At 64.9% G+C, this 20,330-nt stretch carries 24 protein-coding genes; 9 read left to right on the top strand and 15 right to left on the bottom strand.

Going from position 1 to position 20,330, the window contains the following annotated elements:
- Positions 1 to 133: 133 nt before the first annotated feature.
- The 3 genes from rpsA to IP69_RS17385 form a co-directional block, all read right to left on the bottom strand.
- Positions 134 to 1,840 carry a 30S ribosomal protein S1 gene (rpsA, locus tag IP69_RS17395; RefSeq protein WP_054144100.1) on the bottom strand — a complete coding sequence of 569 codons (1,707 nt, stop codon included), beginning with the start codon at positions 1,838 to 1,840 and terminating at the stop codon, positions 134 to 136.
- 309 nt (positions 1,841 to 2,149) lie between these two features.
- Positions 2,150 to 2,539, bottom strand: a complete 390-nt coding sequence (locus IP69_RS17390; RefSeq protein ID WP_197279936.1) for a type II toxin-antitoxin system VapC family toxin — start codon at positions 2,537 to 2,539, stop codon at positions 2,150 to 2,152.
- An 11-nt stretch (positions 2,540 to 2,550) separates the two neighbouring features.
- Complete coding sequence (locus IP69_RS17385; protein WP_054144098.1) at positions 2,551 to 2,787, bottom strand: AbrB/MazE/SpoVT family DNA-binding domain-containing protein; 237 nt, start codon at positions 2,785 to 2,787, stop codon at positions 2,551 to 2,553.
- An 88-nt stretch (positions 2,788 to 2,875) separates the two neighbouring features.
- Here IP69_RS17385 and IP69_RS17380 point away from each other — a divergent pair, with 88 nt between their 5' ends.
- On the top strand, positions 2,876 to 3,541 hold the full coding sequence (locus IP69_RS17380; protein WP_054144097.1) for a sulfite oxidase-like oxidoreductase: 666 nt from the start codon (positions 2,876 to 2,878) through the stop codon (positions 3,539 to 3,541).
- Positions 3,542 to 3,585: 44 nt separating this feature from the next.
- Here IP69_RS17380 and IP69_RS17375 read toward each other — a convergent pair whose 3' ends face one another.
- Entirely contained in the window at positions 3,586 to 4,959 is a 1,374-nt protein-coding gene (locus tag IP69_RS17375; protein ID WP_248306877.1) for a PAS domain-containing methyl-accepting chemotaxis protein, read from the bottom strand.
- On the opposite strand from IP69_RS17375, the gene IP69_RS22425 reads away from it, so the two are divergent.
- The 3 genes from IP69_RS22425 to IP69_RS17365 all read left to right on the top strand — a co-directional run bounded on the left by IP69_RS22425 (position 4,861) and on the right by IP69_RS17365 (position 7,313).
- The gene (locus IP69_RS22425; protein WP_248306878.1) at positions 4,861 to 5,370 is read left to right on the top strand and encodes a hypothetical protein; all 510 of its coding nucleotides are present in this window, start codon (positions 4,861 to 4,863) and stop codon (positions 5,368 to 5,370) included. The genes IP69_RS17375 and IP69_RS22425 overlap by 99 nt on opposite strands.
- A gap of 260 nt (positions 5,371 to 5,630) precedes the next feature.
- Entirely contained in the window at positions 5,631 to 6,188 is a 558-nt protein-coding gene (locus tag IP69_RS17370) for a LemA family protein (protein ID WP_054144095.1), read from the top strand.
- 33 nt (positions 6,189 to 6,221) lie between these two features.
- Entirely contained in the window at positions 6,222 to 7,313 is a 1,092-nt protein-coding gene (locus tag IP69_RS17365; protein WP_054144094.1) for a M48 family metallopeptidase, read from the top strand.
- Between the two features lie 14 nt (positions 7,314 to 7,327).
- On the opposite strand, the gene IP69_RS17360 is transcribed toward IP69_RS17365, so the two are convergent.
- Positions 7,328 to 7,936, bottom strand: coding sequence for a 2-hydroxychromene-2-carboxylate isomerase (locus IP69_RS17360; RefSeq protein WP_054144093.1), 609 nt, complete (start codon positions 7,934 to 7,936; stop codon positions 7,328 to 7,330).
- Positions 7,937 to 8,189: 253 nt separating this feature from the next.
- On the opposite strand from IP69_RS17360, the gene IP69_RS17355 reads away from it, so the two are divergent.
- Together IP69_RS17355 and IP69_RS17350 are read left to right on the top strand one after the other, a co-directional pair.
- Positions 8,190 to 9,422, top strand: a complete 1,233-nt coding sequence (locus IP69_RS17355) for an argininosuccinate synthase (RefSeq protein ID WP_054144092.1) — start codon at positions 8,190 to 8,192, stop codon at positions 9,420 to 9,422.
- A 104-nt stretch (positions 9,423 to 9,526) separates the two neighbouring features.
- Positions 9,527 to 9,889: a hypothetical protein gene (locus IP69_RS17350; RefSeq protein WP_156323519.1), complete on the top strand. Its 363-nt coding sequence runs from the start codon at positions 9,527 to 9,529 to the stop codon at positions 9,887 to 9,889.
- A gap of 17 nt (positions 9,890 to 9,906) precedes the next feature.
- Here the strand turns inward: IP69_RS17350 and IP69_RS17345 are convergent, their stop codons facing one another.
- The 7 genes from IP69_RS17345 to IP69_RS22535 all read right to left on the bottom strand — a co-directional run bounded on the left by IP69_RS17345 (position 9,907) and on the right by IP69_RS22535 (position 13,888).
- Positions 9,907 to 10,158 (bottom strand): DUF2188 domain-containing protein, encoded by a 252-nt coding sequence (locus IP69_RS17345; RefSeq protein WP_054144090.1) that lies wholly within the window; start codon positions 10,156 to 10,158, stop codon positions 9,907 to 9,909.
- Between the two features lie 53 nt (positions 10,159 to 10,211).
- Positions 10,212 to 11,042 carry an enoyl-ACP reductase FabI gene (gene fabI / locus IP69_RS17340; protein WP_054144089.1) on the bottom strand — a complete coding sequence of 277 codons (831 nt, stop codon included), beginning with the start codon at positions 11,040 to 11,042 and terminating at the stop codon, positions 10,212 to 10,214.
- A 21-nt stretch (positions 11,043 to 11,063) separates the two neighbouring features.
- Positions 11,064 to 11,471, bottom strand: coding sequence for a type II toxin-antitoxin system VapC family toxin (locus tag IP69_RS17335; protein ID WP_054144088.1), 408 nt, complete (start codon positions 11,469 to 11,471; stop codon positions 11,064 to 11,066).
- Position 11,472: 1 nt separating this feature from the next.
- Complete coding sequence (locus tag IP69_RS17330) at positions 11,473 to 11,712, bottom strand: type II toxin-antitoxin system VapB family antitoxin (protein ID WP_054144087.1); 240 nt, start codon at positions 11,710 to 11,712, stop codon at positions 11,473 to 11,475.
- Positions 11,713 to 11,881: 169 nt separating this feature from the next.
- Positions 11,882 to 13,108 (bottom strand): beta-ketoacyl-ACP synthase I, encoded by a 1,227-nt coding sequence (fabB, locus tag IP69_RS17325; RefSeq protein ID WP_054144086.1) that lies wholly within the window; start codon positions 13,106 to 13,108, stop codon positions 11,882 to 11,884.
- A 120-nt stretch (positions 13,109 to 13,228) separates the two neighbouring features.
- Positions 13,229 to 13,741, bottom strand: a complete 513-nt coding sequence (gene fabA / locus IP69_RS17320; protein ID WP_054144085.1) for a 3-hydroxyacyl-[acyl-carrier-protein] dehydratase FabA — start codon at positions 13,739 to 13,741, stop codon at positions 13,229 to 13,231.
- A gap of 18 nt (positions 13,742 to 13,759) precedes the next feature.
- On the bottom strand, positions 13,760 to 13,888 hold the full coding sequence (locus tag IP69_RS22535; RefSeq protein ID WP_282568247.1) for a hypothetical protein: 129 nt from the start codon (positions 13,886 to 13,888) through the stop codon (positions 13,760 to 13,762).
- Positions 13,889 to 13,978: 90 nt separating this feature from the next.
- On the opposite strand from IP69_RS22535, the gene irr reads away from it, so the two are divergent.
- Complete coding sequence (gene irr / locus IP69_RS17315; RefSeq protein WP_054144104.1) at positions 13,979 to 14,443, top strand: Fur family transcriptional regulator Irr; 465 nt, start codon at positions 13,979 to 13,981, stop codon at positions 14,441 to 14,443.
- Positions 14,444 to 14,472: 29 nt separating this feature from the next.
- On the opposite strand, the gene IP69_RS17310 is transcribed toward irr, so the two are convergent.
- Positions 14,473 to 14,952: an SH3 domain-containing protein gene (locus tag IP69_RS17310; RefSeq protein ID WP_248306876.1), complete on the bottom strand. Its 480-nt coding sequence runs from the start codon at positions 14,950 to 14,952 to the stop codon at positions 14,473 to 14,475.
- Positions 14,953 to 15,209: 257 nt separating this feature from the next.
- On the opposite strand from IP69_RS17310, the gene IP69_RS17305 reads away from it, so the two are divergent.
- On the top strand, positions 15,210 to 16,205 hold the full coding sequence (locus IP69_RS17305; protein WP_054144083.1) for a D-glycerate dehydrogenase: 996 nt from the start codon (positions 15,210 to 15,212) through the stop codon (positions 16,203 to 16,205).
- A 24-nt stretch (positions 16,206 to 16,229) separates the two neighbouring features.
- On the opposite strand, the gene IP69_RS17300 is transcribed toward IP69_RS17305, so the two are convergent.
- Together IP69_RS17300 and IP69_RS17295 are read right to left on the bottom strand one after the other, a co-directional pair.
- The gene (locus IP69_RS17300) at positions 16,230 to 16,895 is read right to left on the bottom strand and encodes an HAD family hydrolase (RefSeq protein WP_248306875.1); all 666 of its coding nucleotides are present in this window, start codon (positions 16,893 to 16,895) and stop codon (positions 16,230 to 16,232) included.
- Positions 16,896 to 16,925: 30 nt separating this feature from the next.
- Positions 16,926 to 17,936: a complex I NDUFA9 subunit family protein gene (locus IP69_RS17295; RefSeq protein ID WP_054144103.1), complete on the bottom strand. Its 1,011-nt coding sequence runs from the start codon at positions 17,934 to 17,936 to the stop codon at positions 16,926 to 16,928.
- A gap of 359 nt (positions 17,937 to 18,295) precedes the next feature.
- Between IP69_RS17295 and IP69_RS17290 the strand changes: the two genes are divergently transcribed.
- A complete protein-coding gene (locus tag IP69_RS17290; RefSeq protein WP_054144081.1) occupies positions 18,296 to 20,239 on the top strand; it encodes a methyl-accepting chemotaxis protein in 1,944 nt (647 codons plus the stop codon).
- Positions 20,240 to 20,330 lie beyond the last annotated feature (91 nt).

The raw sequence follows: 20,330 nt of genomic DNA, 5'->3' as shown, positions 1-20,330 counted from the left end.
CTGGAGCATCCTTCGAGACGCCGCTTCGCGGCTCCTCAGGATGAGGGCTGAGGGAATCAGCCGAAACAAAAGCCCGCGCGGATTTCTCCGCGCGGGCTGGTCGAGACATCCGGCCGCTGGTGCGGCCGAACGATCACTTCTTGTCGGTGGTCGTCGCCTTCTTGAGGGCGGCGCCGAGGATGTCACCCAGCGAAGCGCCGGAATCGGCGGAGCCGAACTGCGCCATCGCTTCCTTCTCTTCAGCCATTTCCAGAGCCTTGATCGAGACCTGGATCTTGCGGGCCTTCTTGTCGAACAGGATGACGCGAGCGTCGACCTTTTCGCCGGCCGCGAAGCGCTCGGGGCGCTGCTCGGACCGCTCACGCGCGATTTCGGCGCGCTTGATGAAGGTGGTCATGTCGGTGCCGACAATCTTGACGTCGAGACCGGCTTCCTTGACCTCGATCACCTCACAGGTGACGACCTGGCCCTTCTTGAACTCGCCGGCATCCACGAAGGGATCGCCGCCAAGCTGCTTGAGGCCGAGCGAGATGCGCTCCTTCTCGACGTCCACATCGAGAACGACAGCCTGGAGCATGTCGCCCTTCTTGTATTCCTCGATGACCTGCTCGCCCGGACGGTTCCAGTCGAGATCGGAGAGATGGATCATGCCGTCGATATCGCCTTCGAGACCCAGGAACAGGCCGAACTCGGTCTTGTTCTTGACTTCGCCCTCGACCGTCGAACCGGCCGGGTGCGTCTCCGCGAAGACTTCCCACGGGTTGCGCAGGGTCTGCTTGAGACCCAGCGAAATGCGGCGCTTGACCTGATCGACCTCGAGGATCGCGACGTCGACTTCCTGAGAGGTCGAGACGATCTTGCCGGGGTGGACGTTCTTCTTGGTCCAGGACATCTCGGAGACGTGGATGAGGCCCTCGATGCCCGGCTCCACTTCGACGAAGGCGCCGTAGTCCGTGATGTTGGTGACGCGACCCTTGAGGCGCGCGCCGACCGGGTAGCGCGCCGCAATGCCATCCCACGGATCGGCAAGCAGTTGCTTGATGCCGAGCGAGATGCGGTGCGTGTCCTGGTTGATCTTGATGATCTTGACCTTGACCGTCTGGCCGATGGTCACGACCTCGGACGGATGGTTGACGCGACGCCAAGCCATGTCGGTGACATGGAGCAGGCCGTCAATGCCGCCGAGATCCACGAACGCACCGTATTCGGTGATGTTCTTGACGACGCCGTCGATGACCTGGCCCTCTTCGAGCGAAGCCACGAGCTCGGAACGAGCCTCGGCGCGGGTCTCTTCTAGGACGGTGCGGCGCGACACGACGATGTTGCCGCGGCGGCGATCCATCTTCAGGATCTCGAAGGGCTGCGGCTGGCCCATCAGCGGGCCGACGTCGCGGATCGGACGGATGTCGACCTGCGAACGCGGCAGGAAGGCCACGGCGCCGTCGAGATCGACGGTGTAGCCGCCCTTGACGGTGTTGAAGATGACGCCGGAAACCTTCTCGCGAGCCTCGAAGGCCTTCTCGAGCTTGACCCAACTCTCCTCGCGGCGAGCCTTGTCGCGCGAGATGACAGCTTCGCCGAGCGCGTTCTCGATCCGGTCCAGATAGACCTCGACCTCGTCGCCGACCTTGATGTCCTGGTCACGGCCGGGGCCGTTGAATTCCTTGAGCGCGACGCGCCCTTCCGTCTTCAGGCCGACATCGATGATCGCCATGTCTTTTTCGATGGCGACGACGATGCCCTTGATGACGGAACCTTCGAGGGCTTCGTTCTGACCGAAGGATTCCTCGAGAAGGGCGGCGAAATCCTCGCGGCCCGAATAGCTTTCTACGGCTGACATGCATTCTCCTGACGCCGGCCGCGTATCCCGCGGATGTCCGGCAAGCGCCCGATTGGGTTGGTGCTGCAGGCCGGATGCTCCCGTCGGCGCCTCATCAGAGACTGGTCCACCGCCCCGCGCAATCGCTGCGCCGGGACAAGGGACGGCGCTAGGCCGCCGGTTTCACATCCGCATCCGCATGATCCAGTTCCAAACGCGAAACGGGAGCCAGCCCGAAAGCTGCCCCCGGCTCATGATCGATCACGGCCATCACGGACAGGCGCGATGTAGTGGAAACGGGGCCCAAGGGCAAGGGCGAAGGCCGGCGCCTCAGCTGTCCGCCAGCCAGTTCTCGACCTTGAGCCCCGGGACATCGCGGAAGTCACGCTCATTGTTGGTGACGAGCGTGGCGCCCAGGCTGATCGCGTGCCCAGCGATCATGCGATCAAAGTCGCGCGCCTTGACCCATTCTCTCAAGGCGAGAATGTCGCCATAAGCGACTGCGGCGGCGCCGTCGAACGAGACCACGGGCAGGCTTTCCAGCAGAAGCTCGAGACGTGCGCGACGTGACAGCATATCCCGTGTCGGCAGCCGAATACCGCGCTGCAATTCCGCAAGACTGAGAGCAGACAGCATGATCGATCCGCCATGCTCAGCCAGTTTTCCGAGAATGACGTCATGACCGTCACGAGCGTGAATCGCAATGTTCGTGTCGATCATGAACGACATCGTCAGTACCGATCGCGATCGGGAAATTCAGTGGGCTCGTAGACCTCGATAGTCGACGGCTTTGGCATCGCACGCAGCTTCGCAACGGTGTCTTTCATGCTCGCGCGAGCCGGGTAGATCATGATCACGTCGCCACTGCGCGTGATCGTCAGATCTTTGCTCATATCGTCATAGGCGAGTTCTGCCGGGATGCGCACAGCCTGGCTGTTGCCGGATTTGAAGACGCGGGTCGTGGCCATCGGCTTCCTCCTTCCAAGCGCTCATGCTTTGCTGGAATATGAACGGCAGGAAACACCCCGTCAACACTGGTATATACATGAGCCATGCATGACTGACGATCCCGCCACCCCCTCGGACACCAAGCTCACCCGCACCAAGCAGTCCTGGGCGCGGGCCGGCAAGTTCCTGACCGGGCGGATGTCCCGGTCAGACAATGAGCGGCTGCCGCCGGGGCAGCATCTGGTCAAGGACTGGCCGGTGCTCGATCTCGGCCTGCAGCCGAAGATTGCACTGGAAAGCTGGACGCTCGACGTGGACGGCGCCGTCGAGAACCGGCTGCACTGGCGCTGGGCGGATGTCATGGCGCAAGAGCAGACGCAGGACGTCTCCGACATCCACTGCGTCACGACGTGGTCGCGCTATGACAACCACTGGGAAGGCGTCTCGACACGAACCCTGCTCGATCTGGCGCACCCCAAGCCGGATGCCGGCTTTGTCGTGCTTCATTCCCATGACGGCTACACCACCAATCTGACGCTGGAGGATTTTGCCAGCGAGGACGCGATCCTTGCGCATTCCTGGGAGGGCCGGCCGATCCCGACCGAGCATGGCGGGCCGCTGCGGCTGGTGCTGCCGAAGCTCTATTTCTGGAAGAGTGCGAAATGGCTGAAGCGGATCGAGTTCACGGCCGTCAACCAGCCCGGTTTCTGGGAACAGCGCGGCTATCACGACCGCGGCGATCCCTGGCGGGAAGAGCGCTACAGCGACGACTGATATGACGGGGCGGCGCCGCAGGCTTCAACCGGCGCCATCCCCGATCAAAACTCCGACCAGCCGCCGGTCGATCCGCCAGCTGCGCGACGCTCCTGGGGTGCCGGGCGGGCGAGTTTAGACGGGGACGGCGCCACAGGCTCGGGCATTGCGATCGTAACAGTGTTCGGCCGGCGCTCCGGCGCGCCGGAGATCCGGAAGTTCTCGACCATCTGCCGCAATTCGCCGGTTGCGCGCTGCAACTCGCGGGCGACGACGGCGCTCTGCTCGGCCATTGCGGAGTTGCGCTGGGTCATGTCGTCCATATGCGATACGGCCCGGGCAACCTCCTCGATTCCCGCCGATTGTTCGTTCGACGCGCTGGAGATGTCGGCAAGGGCCGCTGCGACGCTGGTCGAGGAGCCGACGATCTCGGACAGCGCGGTGCCGGCATCCTTGACGAGGCGGACGCCGGTTGCGACCTGCTGCGTCGAATTCGAGATCAGCGTCTTGATGTCATTGGCGGCCTCGCTGGAGCGCTGCGCCAGCGCCCGGACTTCCGAGGCCACGACGGCAAAGCCCTTGCCGGCATCGCCGGCGCGCGCCGCTTCCACCGCAGCATTCAGCGCCAGGAGGTTGGTCTGGAAGGCGATGTTGTCGATCACGGTGATGATTTCGGCGATATCGGTCGAGGCCTTCTCGATGCGTTCCATCGCAACGACGGCATCGCCGACGATCGTCCCGCCGCGATTGGCGATGCCGTTGGCGGTGTCGCCGAGGCTGGTTGCCTCGCGCGCCCGCTCGGCGCTGCGCTTCACCGAAGCCGCTAGCTCCTCGGTGGTGGCAGCGGTCTCCTCGAGACTGCTGGCCTGCTCCTCGGTGCGCAGCGCCAGATCGCTGCTGCCAGCGCCGATCCGGTCGGCCCCGGTGATGATCTGCTTCGATATCGTCGAAACAGTCGAAATGACCTCGGCGAAGGCATCGACCAAATCATTGACGCCGCTACACAGCTCGCCGATCTCGCCGATCTTGCCCTGCAGAGGGATTCGCTGGGTCAAATCGCCCGCCATGGCAGCGTCGACCACGCCGCGCGTATCGGCGACGGCAGCGCGCAGCGCATCCTGGGCCAGCTTGTTGGCGCTGATGTCGGTGGCGAATTTCACGATTCTGCAGGGTTTGCCGATGGCATCGAAGATTGGGTTGTAGGTCGCCTGCAGCCAGAGGCGCCTCCCTCCCTTACCAACGCGACCATATTGGCCCTCGTCGAATTCGCCGCGCCCGAGCTTCTCCCAGAACCGGCGATAGGCATCGCTGCCCTTCTCGGCCGGATCAACGAACATGCTATGATGCCTGCCCTTGATCTCGGCCAGATCGTAGCCGACAGCCCTCAGAAAATTGTCGTTGGCATCAAGGATATGGCCCGTCAGATCGAACTCGATCACGGCCTGCGACTTGCGGATCGCAGCGATCTGGCCTTCCAGATTGGCCATGGCCTCCCGACGGGCGGTGATGTCGGACGCGAACTTGATGATCTTCACCGGCTTGCCGGAGCGATTCAGGATTGGTGTGTAATTCGCCAACAGCCAGATCCGACGGCCGCCCTTGGCCATGCGCAAGCACGGGACCTCGATCGCCTCGCCCCGGTTCAGCCGCGCCCAGAATTCGATATAGTCTTTCGAAGCACGATCAGCTTCTTCGACGAAAAGACGATGGTGTTTTCCGACCACTTCGTCGCGAGAGTACCCTACGGCATTGAGGAAATTATCGTTCGCGTCGAGGATGATACCATCCAGATTGAATTCTATGATCGCCTGGGATCGCCGAATGGCAGCAGCTTCTCCAGCGTTGCCTGACGTTGAGCGGTAGAACGGTATCTTCACGAGCTTTCGACCTATTTCTTCGGCAGTAGATCTGCCGTTATGTCTCCTCAAACTGCCCTGAAATGGTTAAGGAAATGCGCCACGGCAGGCCCTGATGCCCGCCCGGGGCGTGGATGTCGCACGCCGGTCGGCCTGTCGCATGCGGCGCTCTCCCGCCATGGCTCCGCTTCCCCCCCGCGGCCCTTTCATGCGAGGCTACGCTCCGGATTTCGCCTGCGCTTGAGGAGCACGCCATGGGCTGGGTTGTCTTGGGGCTGATCGTTGCCGCCGCCGCCTATCTGATCATGACCTATAACGGCCTGGTCGCGATGCGGCAGAGGGTCAACCAGGCCTTCGCCGACATCGATGTCCAGCTCAAGCAGCGCCACGACCTCATCCCCAATCTGGTCGAGACGGTGAAGGGCTATGCCACGCATGAGAAGAGCACGCTCGACGCCGTCATTTCGGCGCGCAACGCCGCGCAGGGCGCCGGCAGCGTGCATGACAAGGCCGCGGCCGAGCAGCAGCTTTCAGGCGCTGTCGGCCGGCTCCTGGCACTGGGCGAGGCCTATCCCGACCTCAAGGCCAGCGCCAATTTCCAGCAACTCCAGGTCGATCTCGGCCAAGTCGAGGACAAGCTCGCCGCCGCCCGGCGCTTCTTCAACAATGCCGTCAGCGAGTTCAACGCATCGATCCAGGCCTTCCCGGCCGTGTTCTTCGCGCCGCAGATGGGCTTCAGCCAGCGTGAATTCTTCGATGTCGGCGAGACCACTCGCGCCCAGATCGAGGTCGCACCCAGCGTGAAGTTCTAACCGACACAGCGCGGCTGACAAGCGAGGGCGGCGATGCTGGGCCAGGCCTTCGGGCTCTACAGCCATATGCGCAACAACCGGATCAGGTCGGGCTTCCTGATCGCGGGGCTGTTCGTTCTCGTCTATGTCACGACCTGGGGCCTTTTGCTGGTGGGCTACGGCTATGGCGGCGTGCCGCGGGGGATGACCGCCTTCGCTCAGGCCGGCCGCACTTTCTGGAGCTGGCTGCCCTTCACCACGCTGGCTGCCGGCGCCTGGGTCTTCATCGGCTTCCGCATCAATGTCGGGCTGATCAGCGCCGTTTCCGGGGCGCAGGGGCTGTCGCGCGAGGACAATCCCAAGCTCTACCGCATGCTCGAGAATCTCTGCATCTCGCGCGGCCTCACCGTGCCCAAGCTTGCCATCGTCGAGAGCGAGGCGCTCAACGCCTTCGCCAGCGGCGTCAACGACAAGCAGTTCACGGTGACGGTGACGAGCGGGCTCCTGGCCCAACTCAACGACGCCGAGGTCGAGGCCGTGCTTGCCCATGAGCTGACGCATATCCGCAATGGCGATGTGCGGCTGATGATCATCGCGGTCGTCATCGCCGGCGTCATCTCGCTGGTTGGCGAGATCATCTTTCGCAATCTCGGCCGGGTGCGGGTGTCGTCGGACGACGCCAAGAAGGGCAGCTTCATCGCGATCCTGATCGGTTTCGCCGTGATCGCTCTGGCCTGGTTCCTGGCGGTCGTGATCCGGCTCTCGCTGTCGCGCTCGCGCGAGTACCTCGCCGATGCCGGCGCCGTGGAGCTGACCAAGAACCCCGATGCGATGATCTCGGCCCTGCTCAAGATCGCCGGGCGCGCCGATATCGAGGGCGTGCCGTCGGGCGTCATGGACATGTGCTTCGAGAACGACCCGGACGATTTCGCCGACCTGTTCTCGACGCACCCCTCCGTGACGAAGCGCGTGCAGGCACTCGTCCAGACGGCGGGTGGGCGAATGCCGGCGATGCCGCCGCACCCGCCCCGGCTGGCGGAGCGGCAGGATCTCCAAACCATGGTTGAGCAATCGGCCGCTCATCTCGATCCGGCAGCTCGCGGGCCTTGGGCACGGCCGCGAGGCGACGGCAGCGCGAACACCTGAGCCCGGGCCGAGTATCAGCGTCCGTGGCGGGACCAGTCCAATGCTTCCTCGAGCCGATCGTCACCCCAGAACAGCTCGCCATCCTCGGTGACGAAGGTCGGCCCGCCGAAGATGCCGATCGACTTAGCGTATTCGATCTCCGCCCTCAGCCGACCCTTGACCTCTTCGCTGCGCGACGCCGGGAAGGCGACACCAGGGTCGGCGCCAGCAGCCTTCAGCGCCGCGTTCAGCACGGCTTCCTCGGCGATGTTGCGGCCTTCGCCGAACGCTGCCTGAAACAGCGATTTCGAGAAAGCCGGCATCCACCCGGCCTCGCGCCCGGCCAGGGCCAGCCTGGCTGCGATCAGCGAATTCTGAGGAAATGTTTCGGGCTTGACGAGCGATAGCCCGTTTCGGCCGGCGCGGCGCTCGACATCGCGCCACATATAGCGACCCTTGTTCGGGTAGAGCGCGAAAGGCGAGGTCGACCAGCCCTGGGCTGCGAAAATCGGCCCGAGCAGAAAAGGGCGCCAGCGCAAGGTCACGCCGGCCGCCTCGGCCAGGGGTTCGATCCGCAACGCACTCAGGAACGAATAGGGCGATGCGAACTCATACCAGAAGTCCAGAACAGGACGATTCGGCATTCAGCCTCCGAGTCGGATGTCTAGGTTTCACCTCGCGCATCCAGAGCCTGAGTCACCGGACACACGACTACAAGATGGGGAGGGTGTCCAAAGGTCAATGAGCCGGCGTCATCAACACCAATCCATCACGCGACGACGCATGACCGATCAGAAGGTTCCGATTGCGTCGTCCACGGGGCTGGGATAGTGCGCCATTGCGTTCGAAAAGCGGCCCGCGTGGCCGGCATGCGCAGCAGCAGGAAGATGATCAAAAATGACCGATAAAACCGTGAACAAGGTCGTGCTCGCCTATTCCGGCGGCCTGGATACGTCGATCATTTTGAAGTGGCTGCAAATCACCTATGGCTGCGAGGTGATCACCTTCACCGCCGATCTCGGCCAGGGCGAGGAGCTTGGCCCGGCGCGCGACAAGGCGCTTCTGCTCGGCATCAAGCCCGAGAACATCTTCATCGAGGATCTGCGCGAGGAGTTCGTGCGCGACTACGTCTTCCCGATGTTCCGCGCGAACGCCGCCTATGAGGGCGTCTATCTGCTGGGCACCTCGATCGCACGGCCGCTCATCGCCAAGAAGCTAATCGAGATTGCCGAGAAGCTCGGCGCCGACGCCGTCTCGCATGGCGCCACCGGCAAGGGCAACGACCAGGTCCGCTTCGAACTCACCGCCTATGCACTGAAGCCCGACGTCGTCGTGATCGCACCCTGGCGCGAATGGGATCTGCGCTCGCGCGAGCAGCTCATCGCGTTCGCCGAACAGCACCAGATCCCGATCGCCAAGGACAAGCGCGGCGAGGCGCCGTTTTCGGTCGACGCCAATCTGCTGCACGCCTCCTCGGAGGGGAAGGTGCTGGAAGACCCGGCGCAGGAGGTGCCCGACTACGTCTATTCGCGCACGATCTCGCCCGAGGACGCTCCCGACAAGCCGACCTATATCACGGTTGATTTCGAGACCGGCGACGCGACCGCCATCGACGGCGTCAAGCTGTCCCCGGCGAGCCTGCTGGCGAAGCTCAACGATCTCGGCCGCGACAATGGCATCGGCCGGCTCGATCTCGTAGAGAACCGTTTCGTCGGCATGAAGTCGCGCGGCATGTACGAGACCCCCGGCGGCACGATCCTGGCCGTGGCACACCGCGCCATCGAATCGATCACGCTCGACCGCGACGCCGCCCATCTCAAGGACCAGATCATGCCGCAATATGCCGAGCTGATCTATAACGGCTTCTGGTTCTCGCCGGAGCGCGAGATGCTGCAGGCGCTGATCGACAAGAGCCAGGAGTTCGTTGCGGGCCAGGTCCGGCTCAAGCTCTACAAGGGCGGCGTGCATGTGGTGGGCCGCTCGAGCCCCTACTCGCTCTACGATCAGGATCTCGTCACCTTCGAGGAGGGCGCCGTGGCCTATGACCACCGCGACGCGGCCGGTTTCATCAAGCTCAACGCGCTGCGCCTGCGCACGCTCGGCCAGCGCAAGAAGAAGCTGGGCCTCTGAGAGCGCTTTCGCTCGGCATGGCGGCTTCTGTCGCCATGCGGGCCCGCGTTGAACCGGCGCTGATCTCGCGCGTTATGGCTGAACCCGCCATCCGAGTGCCCCTCATGACGCGCCTCCCAACCGCCCTGCTGATCGCAACGCTGTTCGCCGGCCCTGCCTTTGCTCAAACCGCCGGCCCGACCTCTGGCGCGCCCGCCGAAAAGACAGCCTCTCCGTCGGTCGCCGCCTGCAAGGCAACCGCGCTCAAGACGATCTCGGCCACCGATCCCGAGATCAAGGACATCTATATCGACGAGGACGGCGCGACCATCGCCACGGCGGAGACCAAGGTCGAGGACACGCCGATCACCCGGATCATCATGGGCGAGGCCTATCTGCGCACCGACCGCTCGGACAAGCCGCGGCGCTTCCTTTGCCTGATCGGCGAAGAGGGCAAGGTGCTGCTGACGTTCTTCACGGTCCGCTGAAGCGGACCTCCGCCCGCTCAGGACTGGTCGATGACCTTGGTCTGCGGTCGGTCCCGGCCATCGGCCAGTTCCTCATGCCACTGGCCATCCTTGTCCTGGTAGACGATACCGTCGGTCGTGCCGGCTACCGTCTGCCGAGCGGCAGCATCGTTGGCGGCTGACAGCGCGGCGTCGTGGGTGGCAAAGGTTTCCGAAATCGCGCCGCCGCCGGCAGCCTTGTAGGCCCAGCCGCCATCATGCTCGATGATTTCGTATCTGACCGTGACCATGCCGCGTCTCCTTGTTCAATGAAGAAGAACCCGCAGTCCCGTCGCGCGGTTCCCTATTCGCCGGCTTCGTCGGCGGCGCGCAGGCCATCGAGAACCGGCATCGAGGTGATGTGATAGCCGGCATCGACATGATGGATGTCGCCAGTGACGCCACCCGACAGATCCGAAAGATAATACAGCGCCGAGCCGCCGATCTCGTCGAGCGACACCGATTTGCGCAGGGGCGAGTTGTCGCGCTGCCAGGAGTACATCGCGCGCGCATCGGAGATGCCGGCGCCGGCCAATGTCCGCACCGGTCCCGGCGAGAGCGCGTTGACGCGGATGCCGCGCGGCCCGAAGTCGCCCGCGAGATAGCGCACGCTCGCCTCCAGCGCCGCCTTGGCGACGCCCATGACGTTGTAGTTCGGCATGATCCGGGTCGAGCCGCCATAGGTCAGCGTGATCATGCTGCCACCTTTGGGCATGCGCTGCGCCGCGCGCTTCGCGGCTTCCGTGAAGGAGAAACAGGAGATCACCATGGTGCGCGAGAAGTTCTCGCGGCTGGTGTCGGCATAGAGCCCCTTGAGCTCGTTCTTGTCGGAGAAGCCGATGGCATGGACGATGAAGTCGAGCGTGTTGCGCTCGGGATCGCCGCCCCAGGCCTCGTCGATTGCGGCGAATGTCGCATCGACGGTCGCGATGTCCTCGACGTCGCAGGGCAGGACGAGCTTTGAGCCGACGCTTTCGGCCAGCGGCTTCACGCGCTTGCCGAGCGCCTCGCCCTGATAGGTGAAGGCCATCTCCGCGCCATGGGCGTGCAGCGTGCGCGCAATGCCCCAGGCGATCGAGTTCTGGTTGGCGACGCCCATGACGAGGCCGCGCTTGTTGTGCATCAGGGGGAGCATGGGGACCGTTCGGTTCTTTGTTCAGGAGGCGGACAGGGCGGAAGGCAGGTCGGTCTGGCTGAAGTCGTTGCCTTTGAAGAGGATCGATGCGCCGGCGAGTTGCGCGGCCGCATAGGCGAAGCAATCACCCATGTTCAGCGCAGCCGGGTGCCGGCCTTTGCCGAAACGGTCGAATGCCGCCAGTGCGCCATCAGCGTGCGCAGCTTCATGAGGCACGACGCTGATCGCGCCCCGCGCCAGAAACTCCAGCACCGTCGCCTTGGCCAAATCGACCGCGACGCCGCGCACCCGCACCAGGGCAACCGTCGCCTCATAGATCGCCAGCGGCGAGGTGAAACGCCGATCAGGGCCTGTCAGCGGCTCACCAAACCGTTCAAAACCAGCCTCTTCGAGAAGCACAGCGACAATGACCGAGGCATCGACATACATTCTAAATGTCGCCCGATAGCTCGTCGTAGAACGCCTTGTCGGCCTTCAGCCCCGTTTTGGGATAAGCCGCAACGCGCTGCTGCAAATCCCGTATGCGCTCCAGAAACGGAACGGTCTGGTCCATTTGGAGAAGCTCGTTCTGAACGGCCTGCTTGACCGCATCGGTCAGGCTGACGCCTTTGCGCGCAGCCAGTTCTCGCACGGCACGATCAGCCTCCGGATCGCGAATATGAAATGCCATCAGAGCCCCTCCGTCTAGACAGCCCATATACCCGTCTAGACGCCGCGCGTCACGCTACAACTGCTCTTCGCTGCGGCTGCCGCATCTTTGACCAAGCAGCGATCCGGGCTCGAAGCGGGCGATCTCGCCTGAGGGAAGTCGCGGGCGCCCATCAGACGCGGCTGCCTGCTCAGGCTTCGAGCTTCTTCATCACGATCGTCGCGTTGGTGCCGCCGAAACCGAAGGAGTTCGAGAGGACACAGCCCAGCGCGGCCTTGTCGATGCGCTTGCGCACGATCGGCATGTCGGCGAAGGCGGGGTCGAGTTCGTCGATATGGGCGCTTTCGCAGATGAAGTCGTTGTTGAGCATCAAGAGCGAGTAAATCGCCTCCTGCACGCCGGTGGCGCCGAGCGAGTGGCCCGTCAGCGACTTGGTGGCGGAAATCGGCGGCGCCTTGTCGCCCGCGCCGAAGACCTCGCGGATCGCCTCGATCTCCTTGGCGTCGCCGACCGGGGTCGAGGTGCCATGCGGGTTGATGTAGTCGACCTTGGCGGTGACGCCCTGCAGCGCCATCTTCATGCAGCGCACGGCGCCTTCGCCGGACGGAGCAACCATGTCGTAGCCGTCCGAGGTCGCGCCGTAGCCGACGATCTCGCCATAGATCTTGGCGCCGCGCGCCTTGGCGTGCTCGAGTTCTTCCAGCACCACGACGCCGGCGCCGCCGGCGATGACGAAGCCGTCGCGGTTGGCGTCATAGGCACGCGAAGCCCGTGCGGGGGTGTCGTTGTAGTCGGTCGACATCGCGCCCATGGCGTCGAACAGGACGGACAGCGTCCAGTCCAGCTCCTCGCAACCGCCGGCGAAGATGACGTCCTGCTTGCCCCATTGGATCAGCTCATAGGCATTGCCGATGCAGTGGTTCGAAGTCGCGCAGGCCGAGGAAATCGAATAATTGACGCCCTTGATCTTGAACCAGGTGGCGAGCGTCGCCGAGGCGGTCGAGGACATGCCCTTGGGCACAGCAAACGGGCCGACCTTCTTGGACGAGCCGCTCTCGCGCGCCTTGTCATAGGCATCGATCAGCGCACGGGTGGAGGGACCGCCCGAACCCATGATGATGCCGGTGCGCTCATGGCTGATCTCAGCCGTCTCAAGCCCGGCATCGGCAATTGCCTGTTCCATCGCGACCTGGTTCCAGGCCGAGCCGCCGCCATGGAAACGCATGGCGCGGCGGTCGAGCACCGTCGAGGGATCAAGCGTCGGCACGCCGGCGACGCGGCTGCGAAAGCCGTGCTCGGCGAAATCGGGCATGAAGGAGATGCCGGATTTTGCCTCATGCAGGGAGGACAGGACCTCCTGCGTGTTGTTGCCGATGGATGAGACGATGCCCATCCCCGTGACCACAACGCGTCTCATGCTCGCTTCTCCGGCTTTGTCCCGCGCTGCCGTGCCTTCCTGGCCAGCGGCTTGCGCTCTTCAACACCCGCGCAGATGGACCGCGCGGGTCGTGGGCGCAAGGTCGCGCCCCGGTTTTCCTCAGGCCGCTTCAGGCTTGAACAAGCCGACGCGCATGTCGCTGACAGTGTAGATCCGCTTGCCATCGGCCTCCAGCCAGCCATCGGCGATGCCGAGCACGAGCTTGGACTTGAAGACCCGCTTGAACTCGACGCCATAGACGACCTGCTTCACGCTCGGCAGCACCTGGTCGGCGAACTTGACCTCGCCGACGCCGAGCGCACGGCCGCGACCGGGCAGGCCGAGCCAGCCGAGGAAGAAGCCGGTGAGCTGCCAGAGTGCGTCGAGGCCCAGGCAGCCCGGCATCACCGGATCGCCCTTGAAGTGGCAGTCGAAGAACCAGAGATCGGGCTTGATGTCGAATTCGGCGCGCACGAAGCCCTTGCCGTTGGGCCCGCCATCTTCGGCGATCTCGCTGATGCGGTCGAACATCAACATGGGCGGCAGCGGCAGTTGCGCATTGCCCGGCCCGAACAGCTCCCCGCGGCCACAGGCGAGGATCTCCTCGTAGCTGAAAGACGATTGCCGCTGCATAACCGATGTCGCTCCGATTCAGCCGCCGGTGGGCAGCGCTTCTTTCGCCGTGCCTAACACGCCGCAACCGCCGAACGAAAGGGTGGAAGGTGCGGCCGCCGGACCGAAGGTGAAGGCGGTGTCGGGCGCGGCGATGCTTGCGAGCATGGCTGCGAGGCCTTACATCCATTCCAAGGTAGCGGCGTGGCACGCCAATGCCCCGACCATGTCATATCACAAGAGGCTTTGCTGGCGGCGATGAACGATCTGATTTCCCAAGACGAGGGCTATGGATCGACCGCGCGCAAGGGCTGCCCGTTCCATGACATCCGCCAGCGGCTCAGACGCGTTGGCCTGCGCCCGACGCGGCAGCGCGTCTCGCTCGGCTGGGTTCTGTTTGCCCGCGGCGACCGGCATATCAGCGCCGAGATGCTGTTTGAAGAGGCGATGAAGGAGAAGATCCCGGTCTCGCTGGCGACCATCTACAACACGCTGCACCAGTTCACCCAGGCCGGGCTGCTCCGTGAGTTGGCAATCGACGGCGCAAAGACCTTCTTCGACACCGACAGCAGCGAGCATCATCATTTCGTCGTCGATGGCGAGAATACGGTGATCGATATCCCGGCCGACGCGGTTGACGTCGCCGCCCTGCCCGAGCCGCCTGCCGGCTATGAAATCGCTCGCGTCGATGTGGTCGTGCGCCTGCGCAAGATCGACGGCTGAGCCGCGATCGAGATCACGCGGTAGCAGCTCTAGTCGACCTTCTCGTTTGGATAGACGCCCCAGAGTCGGTCCTGGCGGAGAAAGCCCTGCATGTCGCCGACGCTGATCCTGCACCAGGCACCGGCGCAGGAGCCGACATTGGCGATGACGCCAGGCTCGAGCCGGGCGACGACAGCGGCGCCTTCGTCCGCCTCCTTGCGCAGCGAGAAGTTCTCCCCCTTCGCCTTAGACCAGGGCGCGACGAGCGCTGTGCGGCGGCCAGACAGCAGGCTGTGCAGCACCCAGCCCTCGGAGCCATCGGCATCCCGCACGCGCCGCCAGGTCTCGAACTCCGCGACGATCTCCACCGGCAGGCCGGCGCGCTGGTACACCCAGCGAGTCCGGTGTTCCTTGGACGGGCCCTCGCGTAGATTGACCCGGTCGGTCTTCAGGCTGACATAGCGCGGCACAGGCAGGCCGGTGACGGGGCCGGCCTGAAGGTCCTGCGCCGGCGCCGCCGAAGCGGCCATCAGTACCGCCAGCACCGCCAACCCAGCCGGAACGCCCCGTATCGACAAGCCTGCCATCCGCCCGATCTCCATTCCGCTATCGGACAGTCGTCCGCACCCCCGGCGAAGGGCCATGTTGTCATCCGAAGTCCCGCCACTTAGAGAAACGGGGCAAAGCCGAGCGATCATCGCCATCCTCATTCCTGACGCCCTGCGGTTAATGAGGGGTTGAGGCCAAAAGGCGGCGGCCGTGACGGCCCGCGGAGGAGGAGGCGCCTATGTCGAAGAAAAAGCCGCTCGTCGTCGTCACCCGTAAGCTGCCTGCCGTGGTCGAGACGCGCATGCGCGAACTGTTCGACGCCCAGCTCAATATCGACGACAAGCCGATGAGCCAGGCTGCGCTCATCGAAGCGGTCAAGACCGCCGATGTGTTGGTGCCGACGATCACCGACCGGATCGATGCCGCGGTCATCGCCCAGGCCGGCGACCAGCTCCGGCTGATCGCGAATTTCGGCAATGGCGTCGATAACATCGATGTGGCCAGCGCCGTGCAGCGCGGCATCACCGTCACCAATACGCCGGGCGTCCTGACCGAAGACACCGCCGACATGACGATCGCGCTGATCCTCGCCGTGGCGCGGCGCATCGCCGAGGGGGCCCGCGTCATCCCCGACGACGACTGGGCGGGATGGGCACCGACCTGGATGCTGGGCCGACGCATCAGTGGCAAGCGGCTCGGCATCGTCGGCATGGGCCGAATCGGCCAGGCCGTGGCCCGCCGCGCGGCGGCCTTCGGCCTCTCGATCCATTACCACAACCGCCGCCGGCTCGATGCCCGGATCGAGGAGAAGCTCGACGCGACCTATTGGGATTCGCTCGACCAGATGCTGGCGCGGATGGACATCGTCTCGGTCAACTGCCCGCATACGCCGGCGACCTACCACCTGCTCTCGGCGCGCCGGCTCAAGCTGATGAAGCCCGATGCGATTCTGGTGAACACGGCGCGCGGCGAGATCGTCGATGAATCGGCGCTCTCGCGCATGCTTGAGGCGGGCGAACTGGCCGGTGCCGGGCTCGACGTCTTCGAGAGCGAGCCCGCCGTCAATCCACGCCTGCTCAAGCTCGCGCGCAACCACCGCGTCGTGGTGCTGCCGCATATGGGTTCGGCCACGCATGAGGGCCGCGCCGACATGGGCGAGAAGGTGATCGTCAACATCAAGACGTTCATGGATGGCCACAAGCCGCCGGACCGGGTGCTGCCGAGCATGCTCTGACGCGGCCGCGCGCTTCGCCTCGCGTCAGGCCTTCAGCCCGGCGACCAGCCCCGGCCATTGGCCGAAATCGTCGATCACCGCCAGCGCGCCGGCCTCCGCGAGCCGGGCCGCGCTGCGCGGCTTGTCATGCGAGACGCCGGTGAAGCCGACGACGCGCATGCCCGCCGCCCGCGCGGCGCGAACGCCCGGCACGGAATCTTCGATCACCAGGCAATCCTGCGGCTGCGCGCCCATTTCCGAGGCCGCGTGCAGGAAGACATCGGGATGAGGCTTGCCACGCGCGACCTGCGAGGCTGAGAAGATATGCGGGTCGAAGAGATCGATCAGGCCGGTGATGGCGAGGTTGCGTCGCAGCGGGTCGAGGCTGGTCGAGGATGCGACGCAGCGCCGGCCGCCGATGGCACCGAGCGCCTCGCGCACGCCCGGCAAGGCCCGCAATTCGGTTTCCAGTCGCAGCGCGACCTCATCCTCGATCTTCTGCTCGAAATCGGCCGGCAGCGCCCGGCCATGGGCCGCTTCGATGATCTTGACGCCATCGGACCAGGGGATCCCGACGATGCTGTCGACATAATGGTCGATCGACCAATCCGTCAGGCCCAAAGCATGGCAGGCCGCCAGGCTGACCTCGCCATAGAGCGTTTCGGTGTCGATCAGCGTGCCGTCGCAATCGTAGATGATGAGATCAGGCATCACGGCCGCCATCGTCGACATGCGGCAGGTTCAACCGGCGCGCGCGGTGTCGAACTGGCCGGTCTTGCGAAACCGCCAGAGATAGGACGGCACGATGGCCTCCACCGAGGCCGGTTCGATCCCGAGCGCCTCGAAGCTGCGGCCCTGCGCGACCGCCTCGGCGGACACGACATTGTCGCTTTCGAGCAGCGTCACCTGATCGCGGGTCAGCTTCAGCACATCGGGCAGGAGCCCTAGGGACAACAGATCGACCGTCTCCAGCAGGCGCGCCTGGATGCGCGCCAGCGGGAACGGCAGCGGCACGAGCAGCGGCTTGCGGCCGGTGACCTCGCAGATATAGCTGACGAGTTCGCGGAAGGTCTTCACCTGCGGACCGCCCATCTCATAGATCAGGCCTTCGCCGACACGGCCCTCGACGGCGCGCGCGACGGCTTCGGCGACATCTCCCACGAAAACCGGCTGGAACTTCGTCTCGCCGCCGCCGACCAGCGGCAGGGCCGGAAGCATCCGGGCGAGAGCGGCAAAGCGGTTGAAGAAGCCGTCTTCCGGCCCGAAGACGATCGAGGGTCGCAGCACGATCGCGCTTGGCATGGCGGCCTGGACGGCCGCCTCCCCTTCCGCCTTGCTGCGGGCATAAAGCGACGCCGAATCGCTGGCGGCGCCGATCGCCGAGACTTGAACGAGACGGGTGATCCCTGCTGCGGCACAGGCCTGGGCCACGATCCGGGCCCCGCTCGCCTGAACGCCGGCGAAGCTCTGGCGGCCGCCTTCCTGCAGGATGCCGACGAGATTGACGACAGCGGACGCTCCCGTGACGGCCGCCGTCACCGAAGCGGGATAACGCAGATTGGCCTGGACTGCATGGATCTGCCCGACCGTCCCGAGCGGCTGCAGGAAGCCCGCGAGATCGGGCCGCCGCACCGCGACGCGCACACGGTAGCCGCGCTTGACCAGGGCCCGCACGACATGGCGCCCGACAAAGCCGGAGCCACCGAACACGGTGACGAGCTGCTGGCTCGGAAGGGGCAGATCATTCGCCATCGTGGCTGCCTCGCGCATACTGGTTGCGCACGGGTCCTAAAGCATTTCACCCCGTTCTGGAAAGCGCTTTACCGGTTCTGACTGCGACCCGTTGCCATCCCGCCCCTGATGGCCATCGTCAAAGCTTCGTTAAGCCGGATGCCTTATCCATCGTGTGGTTCGTTGGACAAGGACACCGGAGAGCAGCTGCACCCCGATCCGGGCCGGGCGGCTCGATCGGGCGAGCAACGTTGCTCTGCCACCAGCGAACCGGGAAACGGCCAGCAGAGCCCCGTGCCTCGAGCGCGGGAATGCCACCGCGTCTGCCGCCCGCTTCGTCCATCCGACCTCGATACCTTCCGAAAGTTCAAGGCCGCCCCATGCTCAAGCACGCCTCCATCGTGACCAAATTCACCGGCGTCGTCGCCTTGATGAGCGCGGTCGCGGTCATCATCGCGTTCGTCGGCTGGACCGGCCTGACGCAGCTCAAGCGCTCGATGCTCGATGTCGAGCAGATCGGCGGCGTCGCACGCGAGGCGATGGATTTGCGCATCGACATCATCGCGATTAGCCGGATGACCTACCAGCTTGCGCGCCAACCCGAAAAACACGCTGATTTCGCAACCGAATCCGAGCGCCGTATGGGCGAAATGCTGGCGCGCCTGCCGCTGCTCGAGAGCCATGCAGATGCCGAAGAGAAGCGCCTGATCGGCGAGGTCCGGGCCAAACTGAACGGCTATTTCCAGCAAATCCGGGCCATGGTGGCGGCCTCGCGCAGTTCCGCGGCGGACCGCTCCGCAGTCGAAGCGGCGCTGGCTGCCTGCCTCGACGGCCAAAAGGCCGTCACCGATGCCGTCAAGGCCTATACCACCTATTCCGGCAAGACGATCGAGGCGACCCGCGACACCGCGTTTTCCGCCGTCGATCGCTTCCTGCTCGTGCAGATCGTCGTCGCGGTTCTCGGCATCCTCGGAGGCCTGATCCTGAGCCTGTTCGTCGCGCGCCGCGGCATCCTCCTGCCCTTGCGGGGATTGACCGGCACGATGAGCCGCATCGCGGGAGGCGATCTCGACAGCCCCGTCGATGGTGCCGACCGGCGCGACGAGATCGGACTGATGGCGGCCTCGCTGCAGATCTTCCGCGACGACCTCGGCAAGATCCGCGTGCTGGAGCAGCAGGAGCGCGGGGCTGCCGCGGCCCGCCTGACCCGGGCCCAGGCGATCGAATCTGTCGTCTCCGATGTCGGGGAAGTCGTGGCGGCCGCCGCTGCGGGCGATTTCTCGGCACGGCTGGAGATCGACCAGGCCGACGAGCAGATGCAGAAGCTCGTCGCCGGAATCAACGAGATCAATGCAGTGGTCGATTCGGCCACGACGGAATTCGCAACCGCACTTTCAGCCGTCGCCGGCGGCGACCTGACGGTTCGGGTGGCCTCGGCCTATCGCGGCAAATTCGCCGAGCTCAAAAGTGCCATCAACGAGACGGTGGACCGGCTGTCATCGACGGTCCGCACCATCCAGGTAACATCCGCCGATGTCGGCTTGGCGGCGCGTGAGATCAACATGGGCGCCGACGACCTGTCGAAGCGCACCGAGGAGCAGGCGTCGAGCCTGGAAGAAACCGCGGCGACCACCGAGGAGCTCGCCGCTTCCGTCAAGGCCACCGCGCAGGCCTCGCGCCAGGCTGCGGCGATTGCCACCGAAGCGATGGAGGCCGCCAAGGATGGCGGTGCCATCGCCGGACACGCGGTCGAAGCCATGGCCCGGATCGAAACCGCCTCGACCAAGATCTCCGACATCATCCGCGTGATCGACGACATCGCTTTCCAGACCAACCTGCTGGCCTTGAACGCGGCGGTGGAAGCGGCCCGGGCCGGCGATGCCGGCAAGGGCTTCGCGGTCGTGGCCTCCGAGGTGCGCACGCTCGCGCAGCGTTCCAGCGCCGCCGCCAAGGACATCACGGCACTGATTTCGTCGTCCAACAGCGAGGTCGGCGAGGGCGTCAAGCTCGTGCGCCAGGCCGGCGAATCGCTCTCTCAGATCCTCAGCGCCTCGCAGAAGGTCGCGGCCACGATCGCCGAGATTTCAGCGGCTTCCGGCGAACAGGCCAGCGGCATCGATGAGATGAGCCAGGCGGTCGCCCATCTCGACGAGATGACCCAGCAGAACGCGGCGCTGTCGGAACAGAGCGCGGCCTCGGCGGGCTCGCTTTCCTCCCGCATTGGCCAGCTCAACGACCTTGTCGCGGCCTTCAAGACCGGACCGGAGGCAGCAAGCGCCGTGCGCGCCAATCCGCAGCATGGCAGCACGCGCCGCGCCGCCTGACCAGAGGTCCCGCACGCCGCGGCCCCGATCGCCGCGGCGTGATCGCGACACTAAAACAAGCGATCTCGAACAAATCGTCCCGAAGGCGTTG

It is taken from the genome of Allobosea sp. AAP35 (assembly GCF_001295925.1).
Classification (GTDB): domain Bacteria; phylum Pseudomonadota; class Alphaproteobacteria; order Rhizobiales; family Beijerinckiaceae; genus Allobosea.
Note: the sequence above shows the minus strand (reverse complement) of the source record. Positions and strands in the feature narration are given on the sequence as shown.